This is a genomic window from Desulfolithobacter sp., from assembly GCF_054025815.1.
Map to the genome: position 1 here is coordinate 107,822 of NZ_JBPMMS010000013.1, position 20,568 is coordinate 128,389.

21 protein-coding genes and 2 tRNA genes are annotated in these 20,568 nt (G+C 50.3%); 9 read left to right on the forward strand and 14 right to left on the reverse strand.

The window, feature by feature from the left end:
* The first annotated feature begins 269 nt into the window (after window positions 1-269).
* The 3 genes from lon (at window position 270) to ACXJJY_RS03315 (ending at window position 2,926) form a co-directional block, all read left to right on the forward strand.
* Window positions 270-2,675 (forward strand): endopeptidase La, encoded by a 2,406-nt coding sequence (gene lon, locus ACXJJY_RS03305; RefSeq protein WP_456385287.1) that lies wholly within the window; start codon window positions 270-272, stop codon window positions 2,673-2,675.
* A gap of 90 nt (window positions 2,676-2,765) precedes the next feature.
* Window positions 2,766-2,841, forward strand: a tRNA-Val gene (locus ACXJJY_RS03310).
* 8 nt (window positions 2,842-2,849) lie between these two features.
* Window positions 2,850-2,926: transfer RNA gene (locus ACXJJY_RS03315), tRNA-Asp, on the forward strand.
* Between the two features lie 333 nt (window positions 2,927-3,259).
* On the opposite strand, the gene ACXJJY_RS03320 is transcribed toward ACXJJY_RS03315, so the two are convergent.
* The 12 genes from ACXJJY_RS03320 to ACXJJY_RS03375 all read right to left on the reverse strand — a co-directional run bounded on the left by ACXJJY_RS03320 (window position 3,260) and on the right by ACXJJY_RS03375 (window position 11,825).
* Window positions 3,260-4,021, reverse strand: a complete 762-nt coding sequence (locus tag ACXJJY_RS03320; RefSeq protein WP_456385288.1) for a tyrosine-type recombinase/integrase — start codon at window positions 4,019-4,021, stop codon at window positions 3,260-3,262.
* A gap of 67 nt (window positions 4,022-4,088) precedes the next feature.
* Window positions 4,089-4,421: a helix-turn-helix domain-containing protein gene (locus ACXJJY_RS03325; RefSeq protein ID WP_456385289.1), complete on the reverse strand. Its 333-nt coding sequence runs from the start codon at window positions 4,419-4,421 to the stop codon at window positions 4,089-4,091.
* The gene (locus ACXJJY_RS03330) at window positions 4,418-5,734 is read right to left on the reverse strand and encodes a hypothetical protein (RefSeq protein ID WP_456385290.1); all 1,317 of its coding nucleotides are present in this window, start codon (window positions 5,732-5,734) and stop codon (window positions 4,418-4,420) included. Before ACXJJY_RS03330 ends, ACXJJY_RS03325 begins: the two co-directional genes overlap by 4 nt.
* Window positions 5,735-6,039: 305 nt before the next feature.
* On the reverse strand, window positions 6,040-7,584 hold the full coding sequence (locus ACXJJY_RS03335) for a secretin GspD/PilQ domain-containing protein (protein ID WP_456385291.1): 1,545 nt from the start codon (window positions 7,582-7,584) through the stop codon (window positions 6,040-6,042).
* Window positions 7,585-7,660: 76 nt separating this feature from the next.
* Window positions 7,661-8,569 (reverse strand): zonular occludens toxin domain-containing protein, encoded by a 909-nt coding sequence (locus ACXJJY_RS03340; protein ID WP_456385292.1) that lies wholly within the window; start codon window positions 8,567-8,569, stop codon window positions 7,661-7,663.
* 4 nt (window positions 8,570-8,573) lie between these two features.
* Window positions 8,574-8,903 carry a hypothetical protein gene (locus tag ACXJJY_RS03345; protein ID WP_456385293.1) on the reverse strand — a complete coding sequence of 110 codons (330 nt, stop codon included), beginning with the start codon at window positions 8,901-8,903 and terminating at the stop codon, window positions 8,574-8,576.
* Window positions 8,904-8,912: 9 nt separating this feature from the next.
* On the reverse strand, window positions 8,913-10,382 hold the full coding sequence (locus ACXJJY_RS03350) for a hypothetical protein (RefSeq protein ID WP_456385294.1): 1,470 nt from the start codon (window positions 10,380-10,382) through the stop codon (window positions 8,913-8,915).
* A gap of 5 nt (window positions 10,383-10,387) precedes the next feature.
* Entirely contained in the window at window positions 10,388-10,522 is a 135-nt protein-coding gene (locus ACXJJY_RS03355; RefSeq protein WP_456385295.1) for a hypothetical protein, read from the reverse strand.
* Window positions 10,523-10,769: 247 nt separating this feature from the next.
* Window positions 10,770-11,072: a hypothetical protein gene (locus ACXJJY_RS03360; protein WP_456385296.1), complete on the reverse strand. Its 303-nt coding sequence runs from the start codon at window positions 11,070-11,072 to the stop codon at window positions 10,770-10,772.
* Between the two features lie 41 nt (window positions 11,073-11,113).
* Complete coding sequence (locus ACXJJY_RS03365; protein ID WP_456385297.1) at window positions 11,114-11,248, reverse strand: hypothetical protein; 135 nt, start codon at window positions 11,246-11,248, stop codon at window positions 11,114-11,116.
* Window positions 11,249-11,287: 39 nt separating this feature from the next.
* Complete coding sequence (locus ACXJJY_RS03370; RefSeq protein WP_456385298.1) at window positions 11,288-11,425, reverse strand: hypothetical protein; 138 nt, start codon at window positions 11,423-11,425, stop codon at window positions 11,288-11,290.
* 121 nt (window positions 11,426-11,546) lie between these two features.
* The gene (locus tag ACXJJY_RS03375) at window positions 11,547-11,825 is read right to left on the reverse strand and encodes a hypothetical protein (RefSeq protein ID WP_456385299.1); all 279 of its coding nucleotides are present in this window, start codon (window positions 11,823-11,825) and stop codon (window positions 11,547-11,549) included.
* A 733-nt stretch (window positions 11,826-12,558) separates the two neighbouring features.
* Between ACXJJY_RS03375 and ACXJJY_RS03380 the strand changes: the two genes are divergently transcribed.
* The 6 genes from ACXJJY_RS03380 (at window position 12,559) to ACXJJY_RS03405 (ending at window position 17,931) form a co-directional block, all read left to right on the forward strand.
* On the forward strand, window positions 12,559-13,020 hold the full coding sequence (locus ACXJJY_RS03380) for a helix-turn-helix domain-containing protein (protein WP_456385300.1): 462 nt from the start codon (window positions 12,559-12,561) through the stop codon (window positions 13,018-13,020).
* A gap of 7 nt (window positions 13,021-13,027) precedes the next feature.
* Window positions 13,028-13,708 (forward strand): DUF4124 domain-containing protein, encoded by a 681-nt coding sequence (locus ACXJJY_RS03385; RefSeq protein WP_456385301.1) that lies wholly within the window; start codon window positions 13,028-13,030, stop codon window positions 13,706-13,708.
* A 325-nt stretch (window positions 13,709-14,033) separates the two neighbouring features.
* Window positions 14,034-14,249, forward strand: coding sequence for an RNA-binding S4 domain-containing protein (locus ACXJJY_RS03390; protein WP_456385360.1), 216 nt, complete (start codon window positions 14,034-14,036; stop codon window positions 14,247-14,249).
* Between the two features lie 519 nt (window positions 14,250-14,768).
* Entirely contained in the window at window positions 14,769-16,943 is a 2,175-nt protein-coding gene (locus ACXJJY_RS03395) for an adenosylcobalamin-dependent ribonucleoside-diphosphate reductase (protein WP_456385302.1), read from the forward strand.
* A 53-nt stretch (window positions 16,944-16,996) separates the two neighbouring features.
* Window positions 16,997-17,521, forward strand: coding sequence for an SEC-C metal-binding domain-containing protein (locus tag ACXJJY_RS03400; protein WP_456385303.1), 525 nt, complete (start codon window positions 16,997-16,999; stop codon window positions 17,519-17,521).
* Window positions 17,522-17,529: 8 nt separating this feature from the next.
* The gene (locus tag ACXJJY_RS03405; protein WP_456385304.1) at window positions 17,530-17,931 is read left to right on the forward strand and encodes a VanZ family protein; all 402 of its coding nucleotides are present in this window, start codon (window positions 17,530-17,532) and stop codon (window positions 17,929-17,931) included.
* A gap of 93 nt (window positions 17,932-18,024) precedes the next feature.
* On the opposite strand, the gene hemB is transcribed toward ACXJJY_RS03405, so the two are convergent.
* A complete protein-coding gene (gene hemB / locus ACXJJY_RS03410; protein ID WP_456385305.1) occupies window positions 18,025-19,002 on the reverse strand; it encodes a porphobilinogen synthase in 978 nt (325 codons plus the stop codon).
* 126 nt (window positions 19,003-19,128) lie between these two features.
* Window positions 19,129-20,502: a sigma-54-dependent transcriptional regulator gene (locus ACXJJY_RS03415; RefSeq protein ID WP_456385306.1), complete on the reverse strand. Its 1,374-nt coding sequence runs from the start codon at window positions 20,500-20,502 to the stop codon at window positions 19,129-19,131.
* Window positions 20,503-20,568 lie beyond the last annotated feature (66 nt).

The window sequence follows — 20,568 nt, forward strand, 5'->3', positions numbered from 1 at the left end:
GCTTTGCGCCGCTTTCCTGCCTTCTTCCGAGCAAAGACAAAACCGTAGCCATCTCGACTTGTGACTTGTTGCCGGACGCCTGATCCGGAAGATGAAAATCAATGGTGTTTCCGATATCCGGCCTGCAGGTTAAGCGCTGCACGAATATCCGAACTGTGGTGCCCAGGGCTGTGGCTGGATAACCTGTCCGGTCCGGCCCCTTCCCGGGCTTGCGTACCCGTACCGCAGGCTGATCAATATATTGAACTCAACTTCTTGAAACTTTATAAATGAAAGAGACGATACGTATGCCCTATCCCCTGATGCCCCTCCGGGACATTGTTATTTTTCCCGGCATGGTGGCTCCTCTTGTGGTTGGACGTAAAAAGTCCATCCAGGCTTTGGAAGATGCCATGGAGAACCGGACCCCGGTTTTCCTGGTGACCCAGAAGGATAGTGCTGTCGACGATCCCCGGGAGGAACATCTGTACACTGTCGGTACCCTGGCCTCGGTCATGCAGCTGTTGCGCCTGCCCGACGGCACTATCAAGGCGCTGGTGGAAGGCAAAAAAAGGGCTCGGATCGTTGATTTTGATGAGACCGGTGAGTTCTATTCGGTCCAGGTGGAAGAAGTTCCGGATAAGGACGGAGAAAGTTCTGAGGTTATTGCCTATGCTCGTGAACTGCGGCGTTCTTTTGAGCAGTATACCCAGGTGAACCGCAAAATCCCCAAGGAAGTCCTCAGCGCGGTCAACAAAATTGAGGATCCTGCCCGGCTGGTGGATACCATTGCCACACATCTTCCGCTGAAAACAGAAGAAAAACAGACCTTTCTGGAGACTGTCTCTCTGCCCGAGCGTATCAGCCTGGTTCTTGAGACCATCTACCGTGAGATGGAACTGGCCGAGCTGGAGAAGACAATTCACGCCAAGGTCAAGAAGCGGATGGGCACAACCCAGCGCAACTACTATCTGAGCGAGAAGATCCGCGCTATCCAGGAAGAGATGGGCCAGGGGGATGTGGCCGATGACCTGGCCGAGCTGGAGCAGGCCATAACCGAGAAGGATTTGCCTGAGGCTGTACGCGAGAAGGCGATCAAGGAGATCAAAAAGCTCAAGCAGATGCCGCCCATGTCTGCTGAAACTACGGTGGTGCGCAATTATATCGATACTATCCTCAGCTTGCCCTGGTCCGAGAAGAGCGAGTCCGAGATCGATATTGTTGAGGCTGAAAAGATTCTTGATGAGGATCATTATGGGCTCAGTAAGCCCAAGGAGCGGATCCTTGAGTATCTGGCGGTACAGGCCCAGGTCAAGAAGATAAAGGGTCCGGTTCTCTGCCTGGTGGGGCCGCCGGGTGTGGGGAAGACATCGGTCTGTAAATCCATCGCCCGGGCCATGAACCGGAAGTTCATTCGTCTGTCTCTGGGAGGGGTCCGCGACGAGGCCGAGATCCGCGGCCATCGCCGTACCTATATAGGCGCTATGCCCGGAAAGATCATCCACTCCATGCAGAAGGCCGGGGTGATCAATCCCGTCTTCTGTCTGGACGAGGTGGACAAGATGAGCGTTGATTTCAGGGGCGATCCATCGGCGGCACTCCTGGAAGTTCTTGATCCGGAACAGAATTTTGCCTTCAATGATCACTATCTGGACCTGGATTATGACCTGTCTGAGGTTTTTTTCATCACCACGGCCAACAATCTCCACGGAATTCCCCTGCCATTGCAGGACCGGATGGAGATCATCAGGCTTTCCGGCTATACAGAGGAGGAAAAACGCAATATTGCACTGGGGTATCTGATTCCCAAACAGCTGGTGGCCAATGGCTTCAAACCGGGTGATATCCAGTTCAGCGATAATGCGATTCTCGAGATCATCCGTCGCTACACAAAAGAGGCCGGGGTGCGGAATCTGGAGCGGACCATTGCCGCCATTTGCCGTAAGGTGGCGCGAGACCGGCTCAAGAAAAAGACCCTGGACAAAACGTACCGTATCTCCAGGCAGTCGGTAACCCGCTATCTTGGAGTGCCCAGGTATCGCTACGGTCTTGCCGAAGAGCACCATGAAATCGGTCTGGCCACCGGCATGGCTTGGACCGAGGTCGGGGGCGAGCTGCTGCAGATTGAGGCCACCCTGATGCCTGGTTCCGGGAAGCTTACCGTCACCGGTAAGCTTGGTGATGTAATGCAGGAGTCAGCGCAGGCAGCTATGTCTTATGTCCGATCCCGGGCCATACGCCTCGGCCTGGAACCTGATTTTTACCAGAAGATAGATATTCATGTCCATGTGCCCGAGGGTGCCATTCCCAAGGACGGACCCTCTGCCGGTATCACTATCGCCACCTCCATTGTCTCGGCTCTGCTGAAGATTCCGGTGAACCGGCAACTGGCAATGACCGGGGAGATCACTCTCCGGGGCAGGGTTCTGCCCATCGGCGGTCTGACAGAGAAGCTGCTGGCTGCTCGTCGGGGTAATATCACCCAGGTGCTGATTCCAGCTGAAAACGAAAGGGACCTCAAAGAGGTGCCTCAGAAGATCCGCAACAGCCTGAATATCGAATTGGTATCACACGTCGACGAGGTGCTCCAGAAAGCCCTTCTTCTCAAGGAAGGAGAGGAGCTGTTTCAGGATGTATCTCTGGAGTCTATTTATAATGACTTCACGGTCTCAGCCCATAACACTCCTGCCCAGTGAGGTGGAAGAAATAATTGGCAAGAGTTGTCCTTGGCGACCTTTTTTCCTTGACGGACAGACTCTATCCTGATAAATACACCACATCATTTGGGGCGGATAGCTCAGTTGGGAGAGCACCGGCCTTACAAGCCGGGGGTCACAGGTTCGAGCCCTGTTCCGCCCACCAAATATACTGGGGTCGTAGTTCAGTTGGTTAGAATGCCGGCCTGTCACGCCGGAGGTCGCGAGTTCGAGTCTCGTCGGCCCCGCCAGTATAATCAGGGACTTAGCTAAAGCTGCTAAGTCCCTTTTCTTTTTCAGGAGGGCCTTCAGGTGGGCCTTTTTCAGGAAACCAAAGTTAACATGGGTTGCCTGACATGCTCCACCCGAATCGAGCCAGTATCCCAATAACGCTGATACCTGTCCGGGTCAACAGTACGATCACGCCAAGCCTTAACAGCAGAACGGCGAGATCGGAATACATGCGCCTGAGCCCTATCTTCAGAACAACCCCAACCATTACCAGTGAAACAAAAATAGAGTGTCCTGGGCGGTTCATGTCCACTGGACCAGCACAGCAAATATCCATTCTTCATAAATAGACCTCATTCTAAAACTTCCAGGGCTGACCGGACACTGGCCAGCCGGTGAATGTAACGTTCCGTGGTGGTCAATTTCTTGTGTCGCAGGATGGTTTGAATATCGATCAAAGAGACATCATTCTTGACCAGGATAGACGCAGTCAGGTGACGAATCGCATGGAGGCCGAACGGCTTGACATTGGCCAGCCGGCAGAGACGAGGCATCCATTTCTGACGGGCAATATATGGAATCCCTGTATCCGGATTGGGAAAAACCCATTCGGAAGATCCGGAACTGGATAAATGGTTATCCAGCTCAAAAGACAGACGCTTAGTCATGGGGAGCCAGTCATATTCCAAAGATCCATCCCGGCGCTTGCGGGTGTACAATCTGATCTGATGCTGCTTGAAATCCACATCTTCCCTGCGGAGGTAGAATATTTCATTTCGCCTGGCGGCAAGGTGGAGAAAGCAAAGAAGCATGAGGCGATCCTGTTCAGACTCCGCAACATCATATACTTTCCAGAAATCAGACTCAGGAGGAACATACCTGGGTGACCTGGTCTCGGGGAAGCGATCAACCAGGAAAGGATTGGACCCTGGAAAATCCGGAATGTATTTCTGTGCCCAGTTCCAGGCGGCGATCAAATTTTTGCGATCTTTGTTCGCCGCATTGCCAGAACGTTCCTGAGCCTGCTGTTGCAGATGAAAAAGTACCGCCCCCTGGTGCAACTCCCCAACTGGTAACCGGGGATCCACCGAGGAAAAAAGGAGACGAAACGCCAATTTTTTCTCATGGTACGTTTTTGAAGCATGTTTTGACTTGGAGTAATCAAGGTACCGGGTAGCAAACTCAAGCAACGAGACCGTGGGGATCCTCGAGGTGGTTTCGATTAACTGAAGATCTTCGCGCTTTCTGACTTCCCATTTCTTCGCTTCTGTCTTGCTTTGGTGGAAAGATCGGTATTTTCGTTTCTTGTACTTTATCTGAGCGACCCAGACCTTTTTCTGTTTGTCGAAGTACGGCATCAATCAATCTGTTCTCAAAAAACCTGTACGCCCGGCCGATTCGAATACCGCCAAGCAATTTATAATTACGGTACACTGTCGAAATATCGCATCGCAAAAATTCAGCAACTTCGGCAGCTGACAGAGGACGACCCAGGTGTTTTTCTAATAAAGTCATGACTGGCCACTCATGAGATAAGAAGAAGGATACCCATGAACCTCGCAAAAGCCATGAGGCCAGCATTCAAGCACTTTCTGATTATATTTAGCAATCAGAACAGATTGTCCCCGTTTATCTATCTCATGAGATTTAATGCGGCACCAGGTATCGATGATAGCTTGCAGATGGGTGGTAATATGGTCGATGGTGGGCTTACATCGATCGATAGCAGCGATATTGAGAGCACAACCGACCATCATATCAATGAGCTGATGCTGATCCTTTTGGGGAAGAGGTTGCTTACGGACAACAGGTTGATAAGATAACCAGTCCACGCACTGGACGAGTGACCACCAAGGGTGAATGACAGCGCGATCCTGATGACGGTTTTTTCTGTCAATAACCACCATGGAAAATCGAGCCCAACGGTCAGAACAATATTCCCAGATACCACCGATCTTTTCATGAAGATTGAAAAGATCATGCACACCGAGCTGACGCAAAACCGGACGACGTAGCTGGAACTCGACCCTGGTAACCGGAACATCATCATATTCGTCCTTTCCCCAAACTGATGCGAATACACTCTGTTTAGCACCATGAGACCGAAGCTCATGGGTCTTGTCGTAGATCCGCAAGGCTATATCACCTTCACCGACAGAAAGACCGGTTTCCGAGGCATAGCCGACCTGGTCATAGGGGGAATCACTGATACCGAGGCGACCTTCAGATTGATCCAGACCAATACCGGTAAACTTGACGCGATCAGCAAACGAACGGAACTTATTGGCGCGAGTGATCCAACGGGAATAGTCATGAATACCAAGTTCCTCGATCTCCAGGCCAATACAGTCGACGCAGAGATGAACTTCGGACAAGCCAACCTTGCGGATTTTCCCACCGAAGAGAAACACCAGGTCATTGACGTGTTCAATGACAGCCTGGTATCCGGGGGACCAGCAGGACATGGAGCCTATATCGACCCAGACGTTAGGAGTGGACATATAATCTTCACGGACAGAAACAAAGATATGGACATCGGCACGGGACAGATGGAAGGCGAAGCCGCCACGGCGACCGGTGGAGTGAATGATATACTCATGATCCTGGCGTCCCTCAAAGGTGATCGGGACAGGTGAATGGACCTGTTGCGCTTTATTTTTTCCAGCGCCCAGGACATCAAAAAAAGTTTCATCGGACCACTCAACGTGCAATCCGTACTTGAGCCTGTCAAGACCCCTGGCGAGTTGACCCCCCCATGTTATTCCAGCTTGGGACAACGCATCTAATTTCCCTTTGACATCTCCAGTGAATGTACCTAAATTGCCCATCGTATCACCTCATGTGGTACGTGCCCTGGTCATGCTGGTCCGCCAAGAACAACGATGACCAGGGCTTTTTCAATGTTGAATTCACCAAAAACTGTCTGAAGCCGATCACTCCCGGAATGACCCGATGACTTTCAGAACAATCACAAGCGCCGGTCGTGTGCCGAGCACGAACGGTAATTCACAACCAAAAAACCTGCACAAAGAGCGCAAGAACCGAATTCCAAAATAGGTACGGAGGGAATGCAAGGAATTACCGTCCGTGCTCCGGCCTTGATTAGTCAAGCCATTCTCCACATGATTTTTTTTTAAATTGTTTTGCCAACAACATTGACACGCAGGGAAACAACCAGGTGACGGGTCTCGACCTGGTCAACGTCATAACTGAAGAGGCGACCGATAAGAGGCAGTTCCCCCAGGAAAGGGATGTAATCGGTCGCATGTCCCTGCTCTTCGGTCCTCAGGCCACCAAGAAAAATGGTATCGCCGTTACCGACGAGAACCGTGGAGGAAATCTCTTTCTTGTCAAACACGATATCGACGGCATCCTGACTGAGTTCTGAATCATCGGTGACGTGAGATAGCTCCTGATAGACTTGAAGATGGATGAAATCACCGCCAGGCTCAATTGAAGGAGTGATACGAAATGAAAGGCCAATATCCTGTCTCTTGATAGATGTGCCGGTTTCGGTGCCATCGTTTTTATCGAAATTCGCCCGTTCGAGAAACGGAACATTCTGGCCGACATGGATGGAGGCCGTTTGACCGTTAAGCACAGTGAGGACAGGAGACGAAAGAATCTCGCCGTGGGCCTGGCCTTCTTTGGCTGCAACATCAAGACCGAGGGTCTGGTTGAAGTAATCAAGCAGCAGGCCGGTGTTACGGGTAATAAGGGATTGAGCGATGTTATCGTTGACAACAGCACGCATACTTGAAGAGTCGTAAGCCAGGCGCAGACCCAGTTCCCTGAACTCCCGGTCAGTGAGATAAGCAATAACGGCCTCAACCTTGACCTGGAGGCCGGTACCATCTATATGTGACAAGGTGACAGAAGCCTTGTCAACATGACCTGGAGCACCGGATAAAAGAAGACGGTCAGCGGCAACCTTACGGATCTCCAGATCAGGGTACAGTCCAGACAGAACATTGACCGCCTGATCGACATTCATGGAGTGGATCCAGGCCACCTGGTCAACCCAATCCTCCTGAGGTTTATCCATGGCTGCAAGAACAGCACGAGCGAGAAACTGTTGGTGATCATTGCCATGGACCAGTATGGATCTGTTCCAGTAATCGGGAAACACGGATTTGTCTGCGAAAATGGCAAGGTCGGTCAAAGCCTTGAGAGCAGATCGGACAGAGATATGCTGAAGGCGGATGGATAAAATATTATCCGTCGGGGGCTGATCGATCCGGGGAAGCAGGGAAAGAAATTCTTTCACCACCTCCGGGCCACCGGAGAATGCCACGCAATTGTTGTTCTCGAAAAAGGTAAGGGTGAGACGGGTACCAAAAAGGGAATCAACAGAATCCTTAACAGACTCGGCAGTAGCATAACGGAGCTGATAAACGGCTGACACTCCATACGACCCGGAAGACAGGGAGGATTCCGGTTTTACGCTAAAAAGGCGCAATTTTTTATCCAGGGGCTGGACGGTAAAACCATAGACCGACACAGCACGAATAAAGGCTGACAGCAGATCATCCTTGTAAATACGCTGTTGAGACCAGGTGATAAGAGTATTATCGGGATCAGTATAGACAAAGCCCAAGCCTGTAGTCCGGGCGACGAGAAAAACCAACTCTGACAACGCCACATTTTCAAAATCAACATCAATGTAATTGTCTGGCACAATTCGACCAGAAGGATTGGCAGAAACTGCCAGATTAGGACTGAGGACTAAAAGACTTATAGCTAAAAAGAGTATTCTACTGAACATTTTGCCTGTTTTGCAGAGATAAACGATTTGTAAAAAGGATGCGACCGGCTGAGGTAGTCTGTCGCAAAATACTGGGACTATGCTCGGCAACGGCCTGATCTGCACCAGGAGACATGTCGAACAACTTCTGACCAACAACCTGCTTTTTTGCCTTGTCCAGGTTGGACAGAGCTTTTCCGGAACCGAAGAGGTCACCGGTGCCCAGGGAAGACTTGAAAAAGACCATATAGATAGTGAAAGCAAGGACAAGTGGAATAGCGAAGAAAACTGGATGTTTGAGCACGTTAACGTGCTTCATGATACCGAGTTCTTTTACGTCCTTGCCTGTATAGGATTTGTAGCAAAGGAAAACGACCTGGTTATAGGTGCGCACATTCTTGGATAGAGGAGCTGTGCGGGTCTCATCACCGGCGTAGCTATAACAGATGTATTTTTTCTGGACAGCGCCGCCGAAAAAATTGACCTTGCGGAAGACATAGGTCCATTCAACCAGGGCCCGAACCGCCGAATCAATACGCTCGATATGCTGAGTGATCAGGACAACATCAAAGCCATGGTGACGGTGGGTAGATGCCCAGGAGCCGAACAGCTTGTTTTTTTCGGTCTGCCATTCCCGAGAGGAAAAGACTTTCTGAATTTCATCGAGGACCACCAGGCAACCAGGCTCAATATGATTCCAGAAATCTTCCAGTTGGTCGTGCTCGAGAAATTTAAGGTGCCGGGAAAGACCAAAATCTGAAAGGCCACAGACACATTTGATCATCTCCTGACATTGGGGATCATCCATGCCATCGATGTTGGTGTACACAACACGGCCCATACAAAGATTATCGAGAATCTTTTTGACAGCCTCGTATGTTTTCCCGGATCCGGGAGTGCCAGCAAAGCAGATGATCATATTATTAGACTCGGGTCAGGGCAGCGGGTATAAGATTTATCAGGACTCTGAGCATGATAGCGCCGCTAACGATGGTCAGGCACTGTGGCAATGCCAGCTGATTGATCAGCCAGATTAGTTGAGTAGGCAAACTGGACCATTCAGCGGCATGAGTGAAAGCCACTGAGGAAAAATCGAGAGCAGCAAAGAAAGCATGGACAACCATCAAAAATCCATCGTAGATGGTGTACGCCACAAAACTGATAACGAGCAGAACAGCATCGAGGAGCCAGGAAAGAATAGAGACGAGAAGATCCCAGAATGAATTGATAAAGTCTATGAGCCAATCAAGCATGAAGAAAACCTAACGCTTGAGGGTAACAATGCGGATTCCGATCCAGGAAAACACTATAAGACAGACGGAACGAAGCACGGCAAGAGAATTCCCCCAATCAGCGAAATCAAAATTATGGGTACCGTATTGACCTGCTTCGATGGTCATTGCAGAATCGCCACCTGTAGGAATGTCCTGGGCAATTTGACCGGGCAGAGAGAAAAAACCAGTGGACTTCATCTGATCAATGAAGGCATTGGTGCGTGCAACAAAATCAAAATCTTCGCCAACATCATAAGGCTGAAGGTCTGATGGTGGGGTGAACTGACCATCAAGAGCATTCTGAATAGTATCGTTCAAGGCATCCACGCTGGTCCCGACACCATCTATGTTAGTAGCCAGGTCACCAATAGAAGAAGAGACGCCTGAAAGGCCATCGGTAAGACCAGAGTTGAGGCTGTCTGATATCTGAGAGCCGAAGGCACCGACGCCAGCAGCAATATCATTCAGGGCCTGAATCTGACTGTTGCCGATAGTGGACAAGTCAGCCAATTGATTACTGATAGTGGTATTCTGATCCACCAGTTCACGAAGATTATCACTGTCAGCAGCGGGATCGCCGCCGGCATTACCAATACTGTCAGAGGGTGAAGTCAGGCCTGGAACGGTAGGAGCGGAAGGAGAATCGACACAGATACATTTGCCATCAGTGGAGGAATACATGTAATCCCTGGGCAAGCAGGAGGCCGCGCAGTTAGCGGCAGGCTCCGGAGCATCAGGATCTACCGGTTGATCCGAAGGACCAGAAGCACCTGGGGGAAGAGGTGCAAGATTGCCAGGTGATGCAAGCACTTCAGGAGCAAATCCATCCGAATCACCAGGGCAGAAACACCGAGGCTCAGCAATAAGATTGATAGTAAGACCAGAGGAAAAGGATAGATCCTGATCAGGATCACGATTCCAGACAAAGGACCCACCGTCAGCGCAGGTGTCAACACCCTTGAATGGATCAAAATATACGACGGCCAAACCAAAAGAATCGGAGACAGAACCACACTCGCAAACCTTTTGAGAGTCATCGCACGGGTCAATATTGGGAACTCCGGAGCAGTCCGGAGGAAGTGAACTTACAATATTAGGTACATTATAAGTTACATTGTACATTTTATAAAATACTTGATTGTATTTCAAATGCCAGGAACCTGATTCGTAATAATAACTATAAGCATAAAGGGTAAATGCAGAAGAAGGAGTTGAAGTAGAATCTACAATTGTCATCGTAAATTCGCCAGTTGCAGTATCTATCGTCAGAATTCCATCTCGATACGTGTTGTTAGCTAAAATACCAGTAGCGGCCTCATTAACAACTGCAACGGTACATTCTCCAGGCCAAGCAGCAAAAACAGAATGTAGAAATCCAAGAAAGAAAAAAACAAGGCAGAAACACAATACAATGACAACAAGACGAATCTTGAAGAAAGATGGTATTGGAGCGGCCATGATGATCAAACCCGACGCAGGATATTGTTGATCAGGAAACCACAGGCTACGAGAAAAGACAGGCTGACAAAAGGAGCGGCAAGGGCAAAAAAATCATTGACGAGCATGGCAACATCAAAATCAGCAGGTAACGTGATCATCAGAACCACCTCATATGAGTTGCAATAACAAAGGCAATGGCACAGAGAGCGCCCAGGCCAAAGGACATAATGTCTGCAAGGCGGAGTGAGAAAACTTGTAACAAGAAAGACAGTTCATCAGCAGTCATGAAAGCCTACCAATACCGCGAATGATGGAAAAAACGTAGCTGACCACCAAACCGCAGACCCAGCCTACCATGACAAGACCGAGGCCATATCCAAATGCTTCAAGGTTCAATTCCATCAATTACCACCTGTCATTTGTGCGATCACCAATAGAGGCAGCTTTAGCAATAGCATTACGATACCGAGCATGGGCATAATCACGGTAAAGACCACTGGAGGTTTTACGGCGTTCATGCCAATATTCAGCCTCTTCAAAAAAACGACCTATAAAATAGTTATTAAGCTTGGACTCAAGAATACTCTTCAATAAATCGAGACCCATCAAGATAAACGCAATGACAAGAATACCTGCCAGGGCAGTTTTCATATCAGTGATAAGGCCGCCGGTAAGATCTGATGCTAAGTCAAAAAGAAAAGTATCCATGAGGTAATAAGGGGGAAGTCGCCTTCCCCCTGGAGCCGGGATTAACCGAAACGCAGAATGCGCTTGATATACCGAAAGCCAACAAACAGCAGGGCCACGCCGATGAAAGAAATCATCAGTGCGGAAGTGTTGGTGGACAGACTCGAGATATCAACGGCGGTAAACAGAGCATCCATAAGATTCACCTCCCTATGGAAAGATTAATAAAAAACTGATCAGTGCAGAAATGCCTTGATCAGCACGCCAAGACCGACAACGATAAGAACAAGAGAGAGGATGCCACCGACGGCTACAAGCAGATCCGCACGGATGCCATCAAACATGGTTGCTTCAATAAGTGGTGTCCAGGTCATGTCAATACCTCGTGGTTATGAGTGACGAAAAACCGCACAGACTGAGGTGCCGGGCCTCGGCAGGAGCCGAATGCCCGGAACCTCAGTCTGTGGGAGTCTGCGGCAACCCCCAATGTTCTATTTAAGGTTGAGCTTCCCAGAGCTGGACGTTGTAATACATCTGACCATCCTTACGGCGGTTGGATGCACGGACATCGCAGAGGACTTCAACAAGGGAACCATCAGCGCCCAAGGGGGAACGAGCGTTTACAGCAAACCGTTGAGGAAAAGAAAACTCATCAGGAGCAGGTACAATGATGTGATTCGCGAAAAAAGTACCGCGATCTGAATGAATCTGATGATGGCTTTCAAGCTTGCCTTTGATGATCACCTGGAGAGCGTTTCGTTTCTTTTCTGTCATTTTCATTACCTCGATAGTTTAGTTTGTCGTTTTGTTCAATTGGACGTTCTTGTCATGCTGGTCCGCCAAGATCAGCTAAAAATCATAGTAATCGTAAAAATATTCGGTCTCATCGGGTGATGAATATCGGGTAAATCCAGGCATAGATGTAAAATCCCTGCCCTCAACTGGACGAATGAAATCAGGATCAGCAAAGGGACTATCTTCGGGGATTGACCAATCAAGTACTTCTGGCTCGTAATAAGAAGGCATATAGTCACCTCAAGGAATGGATAGGGACAAGAAAATGATGGCAGACAGGACAACGGAGGACGAAGATCTTACGAAGGGAAGCGGAACTCCGCAGCTTGAAGAGGCGAAGAGGTACATCGCAAAATGGACAAATAGGGCCTGGTTTACGAGTGGTTGTTTTGACGTTAGCTATCGGTTTCACAGTATCAAAAAGGTGTAGTGTAAAACGGAATAATCTCGCCGGAACCATGACAGTGAGGACATTCCAATTTATCACCAGCATCGAAGACAAATCCTCTGCCACTACAAGTATGGCAAGGAGTGGGTTCGCGCGGGTCATAATCGTCAGCGTCAACCCAGAGAGAACCGTCTGTATCGTATGGCCCAGGTTCGTCGAACATTTGATTTCTAAATACCGTTTGTGATACGCTGTAAAGTTGTAAAGAAGAAAGCAATAAAACATAAAGATTATGTATTATTGACTTAATAGCACATAAAAATTATGTGTGTCAAGAAAAATACACAACTTTTAGACGTGAAAGAAAAATTTATCGATATCTGGGAACGAATAAAAAAAGAAACAGAACTGAAAACATTAACGCAGCTAGGAAAAGTAGTTGAAAGCACACAACAATATGTATCAAGAAAGAAAAAAGCCAACGACTTCCCCATAAAATGGGCCTACCTGGTAGCCAAGAAATATGGTTTATCCACAGAATGGATCATGACAGGGAAAGGTCCCAAGAGGCTGGACCAACAGCCGACCAGGGCAAACTATGAAAATAACTTCCTGGAACTGGTGGATGAATGGTTGACCGAACTGATCAGGAAGCAGCCAAGAAGAGCTGAGTGGTTCCGATACCAGTTCGAGGATTCTTTTCCAGGATTCAAGGAATGGCTGAAGCAACGTGAAGCCAAGGGGCAGGGGGAAGGTAATACCAATATGGACAGCAAGGTGGCGTAGAAAATAAATGGACGGAAAAGAAAAAGTAACGAAACTGACAAAAGTTATCTTGAACGATATGAAAGGAAAAAGGGAAATATATCAGGATGAAAAGGGGAAAATAAAAAAAAAATACAGCTATAGAATTAAAAGAGAAAATGAAACATGGAAGATAGCATGGAAAACATTACTGGTTATATTTATCATTGATTTTAGTATTTTCAGTTATTTCAAATTTTATAAACATGTAGGAGTGATTGAAGGGCTTGATGGATGGTCAAGAAGTGTAAGAAGTTTGATTAATAGAGGAGATCAACAAAAAACAACAAGACAAGAAAATTATTATGATATAAATAAATCAAAACCAAGTAAAAATGATAGAGTATATAAATGGACTGATAGCAACGGTAAAGTTTACTATTCAAATGTACCAATAGGAGCAGATAGGAAAAATGTGCAGATAGCTAACCTGCCAAATATACAAAAATTACAACAACAGAAAACAAAACAATACAAATTATTAAAATACATTGTTTACATAAAAAATGGTGGGCAAGTGGAATGCTCAAGTATAAGTAGAAATGAAAACATGATCGTTTTGATGACAAAAGACGGATTATTAATGAATATTGACGAAAACAAAATTGATAAGATTGAACAATACCAGTTTGTTAACAACAACATCAGAATGACAAAATGGAAGCCGTAACAAAAGGAATATAAAGGTGGGCCTCATGGTGGGCCTTTACTTTGCGAAACAGAACAAAATGAACGAGATAGGCAAATAAAAATTATTCAATATCAATATGTTATGGCTGATGAACCGGCCTGTCACGCCGGAGGTCGCGAGTTCGAGTCTCGTCGGCCCCGCCAGTATATCCAGGGACTTAGCCAGTTTGGTTAAGTCCCTTTTTTTATGACAGTGGGTCTTTATCCGAAAAACAAAGTCAACAAAGTATATTTTGTCCTTCAGGAAGGTTATCCGTAAATAACCAGGCCGGTACAGGGGAGCTGCTGTGGAGAAATGCACACAGATGGAGATCCGCGGAGCATATATTGAGCTTTACAAAGTCCTCAAGCTGCAAAACCTGGTGGCCAGCGGCGGAGAGGCGAAATATGTGATCGCAGAAGGCATGGTACAGGTGAACGGCAGCGTGGAAACCCGTAAACGGCGGAAGATTGTCCCCGGCGACCGGGTAGAGTTTGCCGGGCATCTCGTTATGGTTACTCCTGGTTTGTCTGCGACTTGATCCATCCCAAACGGATGTAGTACTGCTGGCCCGCGTCCTCCCAGTCATCACAGCTGGTTTGCGCTTCGACAGCAGGCCGCTCGGCCTCGCGGTTTCCTGTTTTTTTCACTGTTACCAGGCAAAAGCCACTGCTGGTATCCTTGACCTTATAGAATTTACAGCTCAGGCATGTGACGGCGACCATATCGTGCACCTCTGGTTGTTTGTGGCAGGTATTGTATTTTCCTCTCCGGGTCCGTAAACGGCAGAAAAATCACGGTAAACATACTGTAGCAAAGGTAAGAGCGCACTATTTTTTTCTGACCCCAAAAGGGTGTTTCCGCAGGAACTATTTGAAAATATGTGCTTTTGCTGTAATCAGGTAAAGCACAACCTGTTGGGCTTTTTATGGTTGCCTGCCCCTATATGTTGTGCTATAAGACCACGGTACCATGTTGGCCCGGCCGGCCGGTCGGCCGGGTCTGTTCAGAATCCACACCACAAAACCTGAGCAGGAAAAGTCATGCAAGGGAGGGACTCATGACACGTGATATTCCTAAAATGGAATTGACAAAAACCGCGGAAACTGTGCTCCGGCGCCGGTACTATCTCAAGGACCGCAATGGCAATCCCATCGAGAACTGGGAGTCGCTGTGTCACCGGGTGGCTGATGCTGTGGCGGTGGTCGACAGGGAATATCCTGAATATGAAGAACTGCGCAACAGTTTCTTCAACATGATCTACTATCTCGATTTTCTGCCTAATTCACCCTGCCTGATGAACGCGGGTACGGATCTGGGTCAGCTGTCTGCCTGTTTTGTCCTGCCGGTGGAAGACTCCATGGATGGAATTTTCACATCCATTCGCAATGGGGCCCTTGTCCACAAGACCGGTGGCGGCACCGGCTACTCTTTTTCCCGGCTGCGGCCCAGGAATTCCGCCGTCCGTTCTACCCAGGGGGTGGCCTCCGGGCCGCTGAGTTTTGCCGCCGTGTTTGACGCCGCCACCGAGACCATCAAGCAAGGTGGCAAGCGCCGTGGCGCCAATATGGGGGTGCTTCGGGTTGATCATCCCGATATCATGGATTTTATTCATGCCAAGCAGGATCAGAACCGTTTCACCAATTTCAATTTCAGCGTTGCCATTACCGACAAGTTCATGGAGGCAGCCAAGGCGGGTCAGGACTATGATCTCATTGATCCCTCCACCGGTGAAGTGGTGGACACTCTCAATGCGGCTGAAGTCTTTGATACCATTGTCGACCTGGCCTGGCACAACGGCGAGCCCGGGGTCCTGTTCATTGATGCGGCCAACCGGGCCAACACCACTCCTCAGCTCGGTGAGTTTGAGGCCACCAATCCCTGTGGTGAACAGTGGCTTCTGCCCTACGAGTCGTGCAATCTGGGATCCATTAACCTGGGGCGCTATGTGAAGGACGGGGTTGTTGACCGGGAACGGCTGGGCAGGACGGTTCGGCTTGCGGTGCGTTTTCTGGACAACGTTATCGACTGCAACCGATTTCCCATTCCCGAGATTGCCGAGATGACACAGAAAACCCGTAAGGTTGGGCTGGGCATCATGGGGATGCACGACATGCTCATCCAGATGCGCCTTCCCTATGCCAGTGAAGAGGGACGTGCAGCTTCTGCTGATGTGATGCGTTTCATCCGCGAGGAAGCTGAACAAGCCTCTGTCGAACTGGCTGAACTTAAAGGACCTTTTCCAGCCTACGATCGCCATGTTAACAAGTATCCGGCCCGTCGCAACGCCGCCCTGACATCCATACAGCCCACCGGCACGGTCTCAATGATCGCTGATTGTGCTTCGGGCTGCGAACCTTATTTTTCCATTGTCATGGTGAAGCATGTCATGGACGGAGATCGCCTGTTGATGGTCAATAAGCTGTTTGAGCAGGTGGCACGGGCCGAGGGCTTTTATTCCGAGGAGTTGATGAACAAGGTGGCGGAAAGCGGCACAGTGATAGGCCATGAGGAAATTCCCGAAGAGTGGCAGGAGATCTTCCGTACGGCCCAGGATATCCCGCCCGAGGATCATATCCGCATGCAGGGCGCCCTGCAGACAAACGGAGTGGACTCGTCCATCTCAAAAACCATCAACCTGCCTTCCTCTGCCACCACAGAGGATGTACGTCTTTCCTATCTGCTCGGCTACGAGCTCGGCTGCAAGGGGCTGACCGTCTACCGGGACGGTTCCCGGGATGCCCAGGTCTTGAACAGCGCGGTTAAAGAAAAGCAAGACCAGACAGCTACGGTCTCCACTCAGGGGTTGGTCCGCAAGAAGACCCTGCCCGATGTCCTGAGTGCCAAGCGGTATCGGCTCAAGGATGCCAACGAGAACACGATCTATATCATTGTTTGTTTTGACGACAATGAAAACCCGATGGAGGTCTTTGCAAAATTTCCATTTGACAATCGGGTCGACCTGAAGGATAAGTCCACTATGTGGACCACCACCTGTCGACTGGTCTCCCTGGCCCTGCGCTACCAGATTCCCATGGATGAGATTATCAAGCAGCTGGATCGCTCCAGCGGGCACATGCTTGACCTGCCGGCCCAGCTTGGCAAGCTTCTCAAGTCGTTCATGGCCGGCACCCACCACGGATTTGCCTCTATCTGCCCGGAATGTTCTGGAAAACTGGTCTTTGAGGAAGGGTGCGAAACCTGTCACGACTGCGGTTATTCCAAGTGTTCCTGAGCCCGTCAGGTTTCATGGCCTTATGACGATAACTGGACAAGGAAAAACAAGATATGGCAAAGATTGGACGAAATGATCCCTGCCCCTGTGGCAGCGGCAGTAAGTACAAGAAATGTTGTCTGCCCAGGGCACAGGCTGGTCAGCCGGTCACTCCCATGGAACAGGCCCGGGTTTCTTTGATGGGACAGATCGAAAAGATCCAGCGGGCCGCGGGCGCTGGAAAAGAGAAGGTCTTTGAGGTGGGTGTGTTTGTTTTCTTCAGTAAGCGTGACGGCGATGCCTGGCTCCTGGAGATAACCGATTCAGATGCGGTTCAGGTGGCCAGGGCAGGTAAACCGCTTGACACTCCCATCGATGAAAATCCGGAGACCATCGAGATCAACTGGAGTCATACCTTTGCCATCCGGGACAAAAAATTCTACCTGACCTCCTACGAGGACAAAAGCGAGGCCCTGCTCCCCGGGGTACCCACCCAGCAGGTTCGGGCCGCCATCCGCAGGATAAGGAAACGGTATCCCGAGGATCTGCTCAACCAGGTCCACGTCCCTCAGGAGAACACCGAGGCGACAGACCCCTGATCACGACCATGAACCGCTGGTATCGATATATTCCGCTGGTCCTGGTGATGGGAATAATTTTTTATCTCTCCCATCAGCCTGGTGATACCCTGGAGCTGCCCGACCTGCCGGATATAGATAAACTCTGTCATGCCCTTGCTTACGGCGCTTTGGCCGGCAGCGCGATTTTTGCTGTCAGGATGGAACATTGGCGATGCCGGCCGCTGTATATGGCTCTGCTGGTGCTGGGCTTTTGCCTGGGCTACGGAATCAGCGACGAGTTTCACCAGTCCTTTATTGCCGGCCGGGACACCAGTGGCTGGGATGTGGCTGCCGATATGACCGGAGCCATGCTGACCCAGGGGGGCTGGCTCTGGTATTTGCGGCAGAGGTTTGGCGTTCGCCTGACGGCCATGCCGGCAAACAGATAGTTTTTTGTTCTGTTCCAGGTGACAAGAAAAAAGCCCGATCGATTGCCGATCGGGCTTTTTTTTCTTTTTTCTTTTTTCTTCTTTTTTCCGTTCTCAACCGCCCTGGAGAAGCCTGGCCATGTCCTTGGCAAAATAGGTGATGATTATATCAGCTCCGGCCCTCCGGATGGAGAGCAGAGTCTCGGCCATGACCCGGTCGCCATCGATCCAGCCCTGTTCAGCCGCTGCTTTGATCATGGCGTACTCGCCGCTTACATGATAGGCTGCCACCGGCAGATCGAATTCGTCGCGCAGCTGGCGAATGATATCCAGGTAAGCCACGGCCGGCTTGACCATGAGGATGTCTGCCCCTTCGTCCACATCCAGGGTGGCCTCCCGCAGGGCCTCGCGGGAATTGGCCGGATCCATCTGGTAACTGCGGCGGTCTCCGAACTGGGGTGCGCAGTCTGCCGCGTCCCGGAAGGGGCCGTAAAAGGCCGAGGCGTATTTCACCGCATAGGACATGATCGGAACCATATGGAAGTTGTTTTCGTCCAGAGCAGAGCGGATCTCGGAAACCCGGCCGTCCATCATGTCCGAGGGCGCCACCATGTCCGCCCCGGCCTTGGCGTGCGACAGGGCCGTACGGGCCAGCAGTTCGAGGGTGGTGTCGTTGTCCACCTTGCCTTCCACCAGGCAGCCGCAGTGACCGTGGTCGGTGTACTCGCAGAGGCAGACGTCGGTGATCACGGTCAGCTCAGGTACTTTGTTCTTCAGTTCGCGGATCGCACGCTGGACAATGCCGTCATTGGCATGGGCGCCGGAGCCCATGGGATCTTTTTTCTCGGGCAGGCCAAAAAGAATGACCGAGCGAACGCCGAGTTCCAGGCACTGCTTTCCTTCCCTGGCCAGCTGATCCACACTGAGACGGAAAACTCCGGGCATGGAGGGCACGGGTTCGCGTCGGTTTTTGCCCGGCATGACAAACAGAGGATAGATCATCTGTTCCGGCATCAGGGTGGTTTCCCTGATCATTGCCCGGAAATTTTCATTTTGCCGGAGTCGACGGGGACGATATTCTGGAAAAACCATACTTGTACTCCTTGGCCGGCATTCGCCGGAGTGTGTTAATGGGGAATCCGGATCGGTGACGGAAAAGTTCTTGTTTCTTGTGGTTGTCCTGTCAGTCGGCTGTGTCCTGAGAGGGATAACCTGACTTCATATCTGTTTATCGTTTTTTATGCCCAGGGCCTTGACCTTTTTGTGCAGATGGCTGCGTTCCAGGCCGATTTTTTCAGCGGTCTGCGAGATGTTGCCGTTGTTTTCCGCCAGCCTGGCCTGTAAATAATCGCGTTCAAACTGCTTTCTCGCTGCCCTGAAGCCGAGATGACGGTAGGGCACGCTGACGGTCGGGGCAGGGGAGGATGCCTGGCTGCCACTGCCCAGGAACAGGGCCACGTTACTGGCGTGAATGATCGGTTCCGGAGACATGATAACCAATCGTTCCACCAGGTTACGCAGCTCCCGGACATTTCCGGGCCAGGAGTGATGCATCAGTTCGGCCAGGGCATCGTCTGAAAACTGTTTGCGTCCCAGCCCCTTTTTTGAGAACTGAATCAGGAAATCCTCCACCAGCAGGGGAATATCCTCCAGTCGCTCCCTGAGGTCCGGCACCCGTATTGGTACCACATTGAGGCGATAAAAGAGGTCGGCCCGAAAGGTGCCGGCTTCGATTTCCTTCTCCAGGTCCTTGTTGGTGGCGGCCAGCACTCGAACATCCACCTGGATGGTTCGTGTACCGCCGACCCTTTCGAATTTCTGCTCCTGGAGGATCCGCAGGACCTTGGCTTGACTCTTGAGGCTCATGTCCCCTATTTCATCAAGAAACAACGTGGAGCCGTCTGCCTGATCGAATTTGCCCCTGCGGCTGGTGGTGGCGCCGGTGAAGGCGCCTCTTTCGTGTCCGAACAGTTCGGATTCGATAAGGTCCTCCGGGATGGCGGCGCAGTTAACCTCGATCATGGGCTTGCTGCTGCGCCGGGATTTGCGATGGATAGTTTGAGCCACCAGTTCTTTGCCGGTACCGTGTCCGCCGCGTATAAGGACCCAGGCGTCGGTCGGGGCAACCCGGTCGATCTGCTCGCGAACCTGGCATATGGCTGGAGAATTTCCGGTCAGGTCCGGCTTGACAGGCGAGCTTTCCCGCAGGAGCTGGTTTTCCCGCTCGAGCCTTGCTACGTGCAATCCTTTCTTGATGGCCAGGACTATTTTGTCGTAGGAGAGCGGTTTTTCTATGAAGTCAAAGGCGCCGATGCGGGTGGCCTGCACTGCGGTTTCAATGGTACCGTGACCAGATATCATGATGACCGGCAGGTCAAAACGCTCTTTTATCTCCTTGAGCGCCTCCAGCCCGTCCATGCCGGGCATCCATATATCAAGGAGTACCAGGTCGATCTTTTCCTGCTCCAGGAGAGCCAACCCCTCCTCGGCTGAAGGCGCGGTCAGCGGCTGGAATCCCTCGTCGGCGAGGATTCCGGACAGCGATTCGCGGATCGAGTCTTCATCATCGATAATCAGGATGGTGGATGCCATGGGGTATCGGGTTCTGGTGTAAGGCTTGTGTAGTGTGCTTTGGATGATACGATCGACCTGACGATT

Excerpts from the sequence above, each read along its gene's own strand:
- lon (WP_456385287.1), top strand. The coding sequence starts at position 270 with ATGAAAGAGACGATACGTATGCCCTATCCCCTGATGCCCCTCCGGGAC.
- ACXJJY_RS03325 (WP_456385289.1), bottom strand. The coding sequence starts at position 4,421 with ATGACTTTATTAGAAAAACACCTGGGTCGTCCTCTGTCAGCTGCCGAA.
- ACXJJY_RS03330 (WP_456385290.1), bottom strand. The coding sequence starts at position 5,734 with ATGGGCAATTTAGGTACATTCACTGGAGATGTCAAAGGGAAATTAGAT.
- ACXJJY_RS03340 (WP_456385292.1), bottom strand. The coding sequence starts at position 8,569 with ATGATCATCTGCTTTGCTGGCACTCCCGGATCCGGGAAAACATACGAG.
- ACXJJY_RS03345 (WP_456385293.1), bottom strand. The coding sequence starts at position 8,903 with ATGCTTGATTGGCTCATAGACTTTATCAATTCATTCTGGGATCTTCTC.
- ACXJJY_RS03350 (WP_456385294.1), bottom strand. The coding sequence starts at position 10,382 with ATGGCCGCTCCAATACCATCTTTCTTCAAGATTCGTCTTGTTGTCATT.
- ACXJJY_RS03355 (WP_456385295.1), bottom strand. The coding sequence starts at position 10,522 with ATGATCACGTTACCTGCTGATTTTGATGTTGCCATGCTCGTCAATGAT.
- ACXJJY_RS03360 (WP_456385296.1), bottom strand. The coding sequence starts at position 11,072 with ATGGATACTTTTCTTTTTGACTTAGCATCAGATCTTACCGGCGGCCTT.
- ACXJJY_RS03365 (WP_456385297.1), bottom strand. The coding sequence starts at position 11,248 with ATGGATGCTCTGTTTACCGCCGTTGATATCTCGAGTCTGTCCACCAAC.
- ACXJJY_RS03370 (WP_456385298.1), bottom strand. The coding sequence starts at position 11,425 with ATGACCTGGACACCACTTATTGAAGCAACCATGTTTGATGGCATCCGT.
- ACXJJY_RS03375 (WP_456385299.1), bottom strand. The coding sequence starts at position 11,825 with ATGACAGAAAAGAAACGAAACGCTCTCCAGGTGATCATCAAAGGCAAG.
- ACXJJY_RS03380 (WP_456385300.1), top strand. The coding sequence starts at position 12,559 with ATGTGTGTCAAGAAAAATACACAACTTTTAGACGTGAAAGAAAAATTT.
- ACXJJY_RS03385 (WP_456385301.1), top strand. The coding sequence starts at position 13,028 with ATGGACGGAAAAGAAAAAGTAACGAAACTGACAAAAGTTATCTTGAAC.
- ACXJJY_RS03390 (WP_456385360.1), top strand. The coding sequence starts at position 14,034 with ATGGAGATCCGCGGAGCATATATTGAGCTTTACAAAGTCCTCAAGCTG.
- ACXJJY_RS03395 (WP_456385302.1), top strand. The coding sequence starts at position 14,769 with ATGACACGTGATATTCCTAAAATGGAATTGACAAAAACCGCGGAAACT.
- ACXJJY_RS03400 (WP_456385303.1), top strand. The coding sequence starts at position 16,997 with ATGGCAAAGATTGGACGAAATGATCCCTGCCCCTGTGGCAGCGGCAGT.
- ACXJJY_RS03405 (WP_456385304.1), top strand. The coding sequence starts at position 17,530 with ATGAACCGCTGGTATCGATATATTCCGCTGGTCCTGGTGATGGGAATA.
- hemB (WP_456385305.1), bottom strand. The coding sequence starts at position 19,002 with ATGGTTTTTCCAGAATATCGTCCCCGTCGACTCCGGCAAAATGAAAAT.
- ACXJJY_RS03415 (WP_456385306.1), bottom strand. The coding sequence starts at position 20,502 with ATGGCATCCACCATCCTGATTATCGATGATGAAGACTCGATCCGCGAA.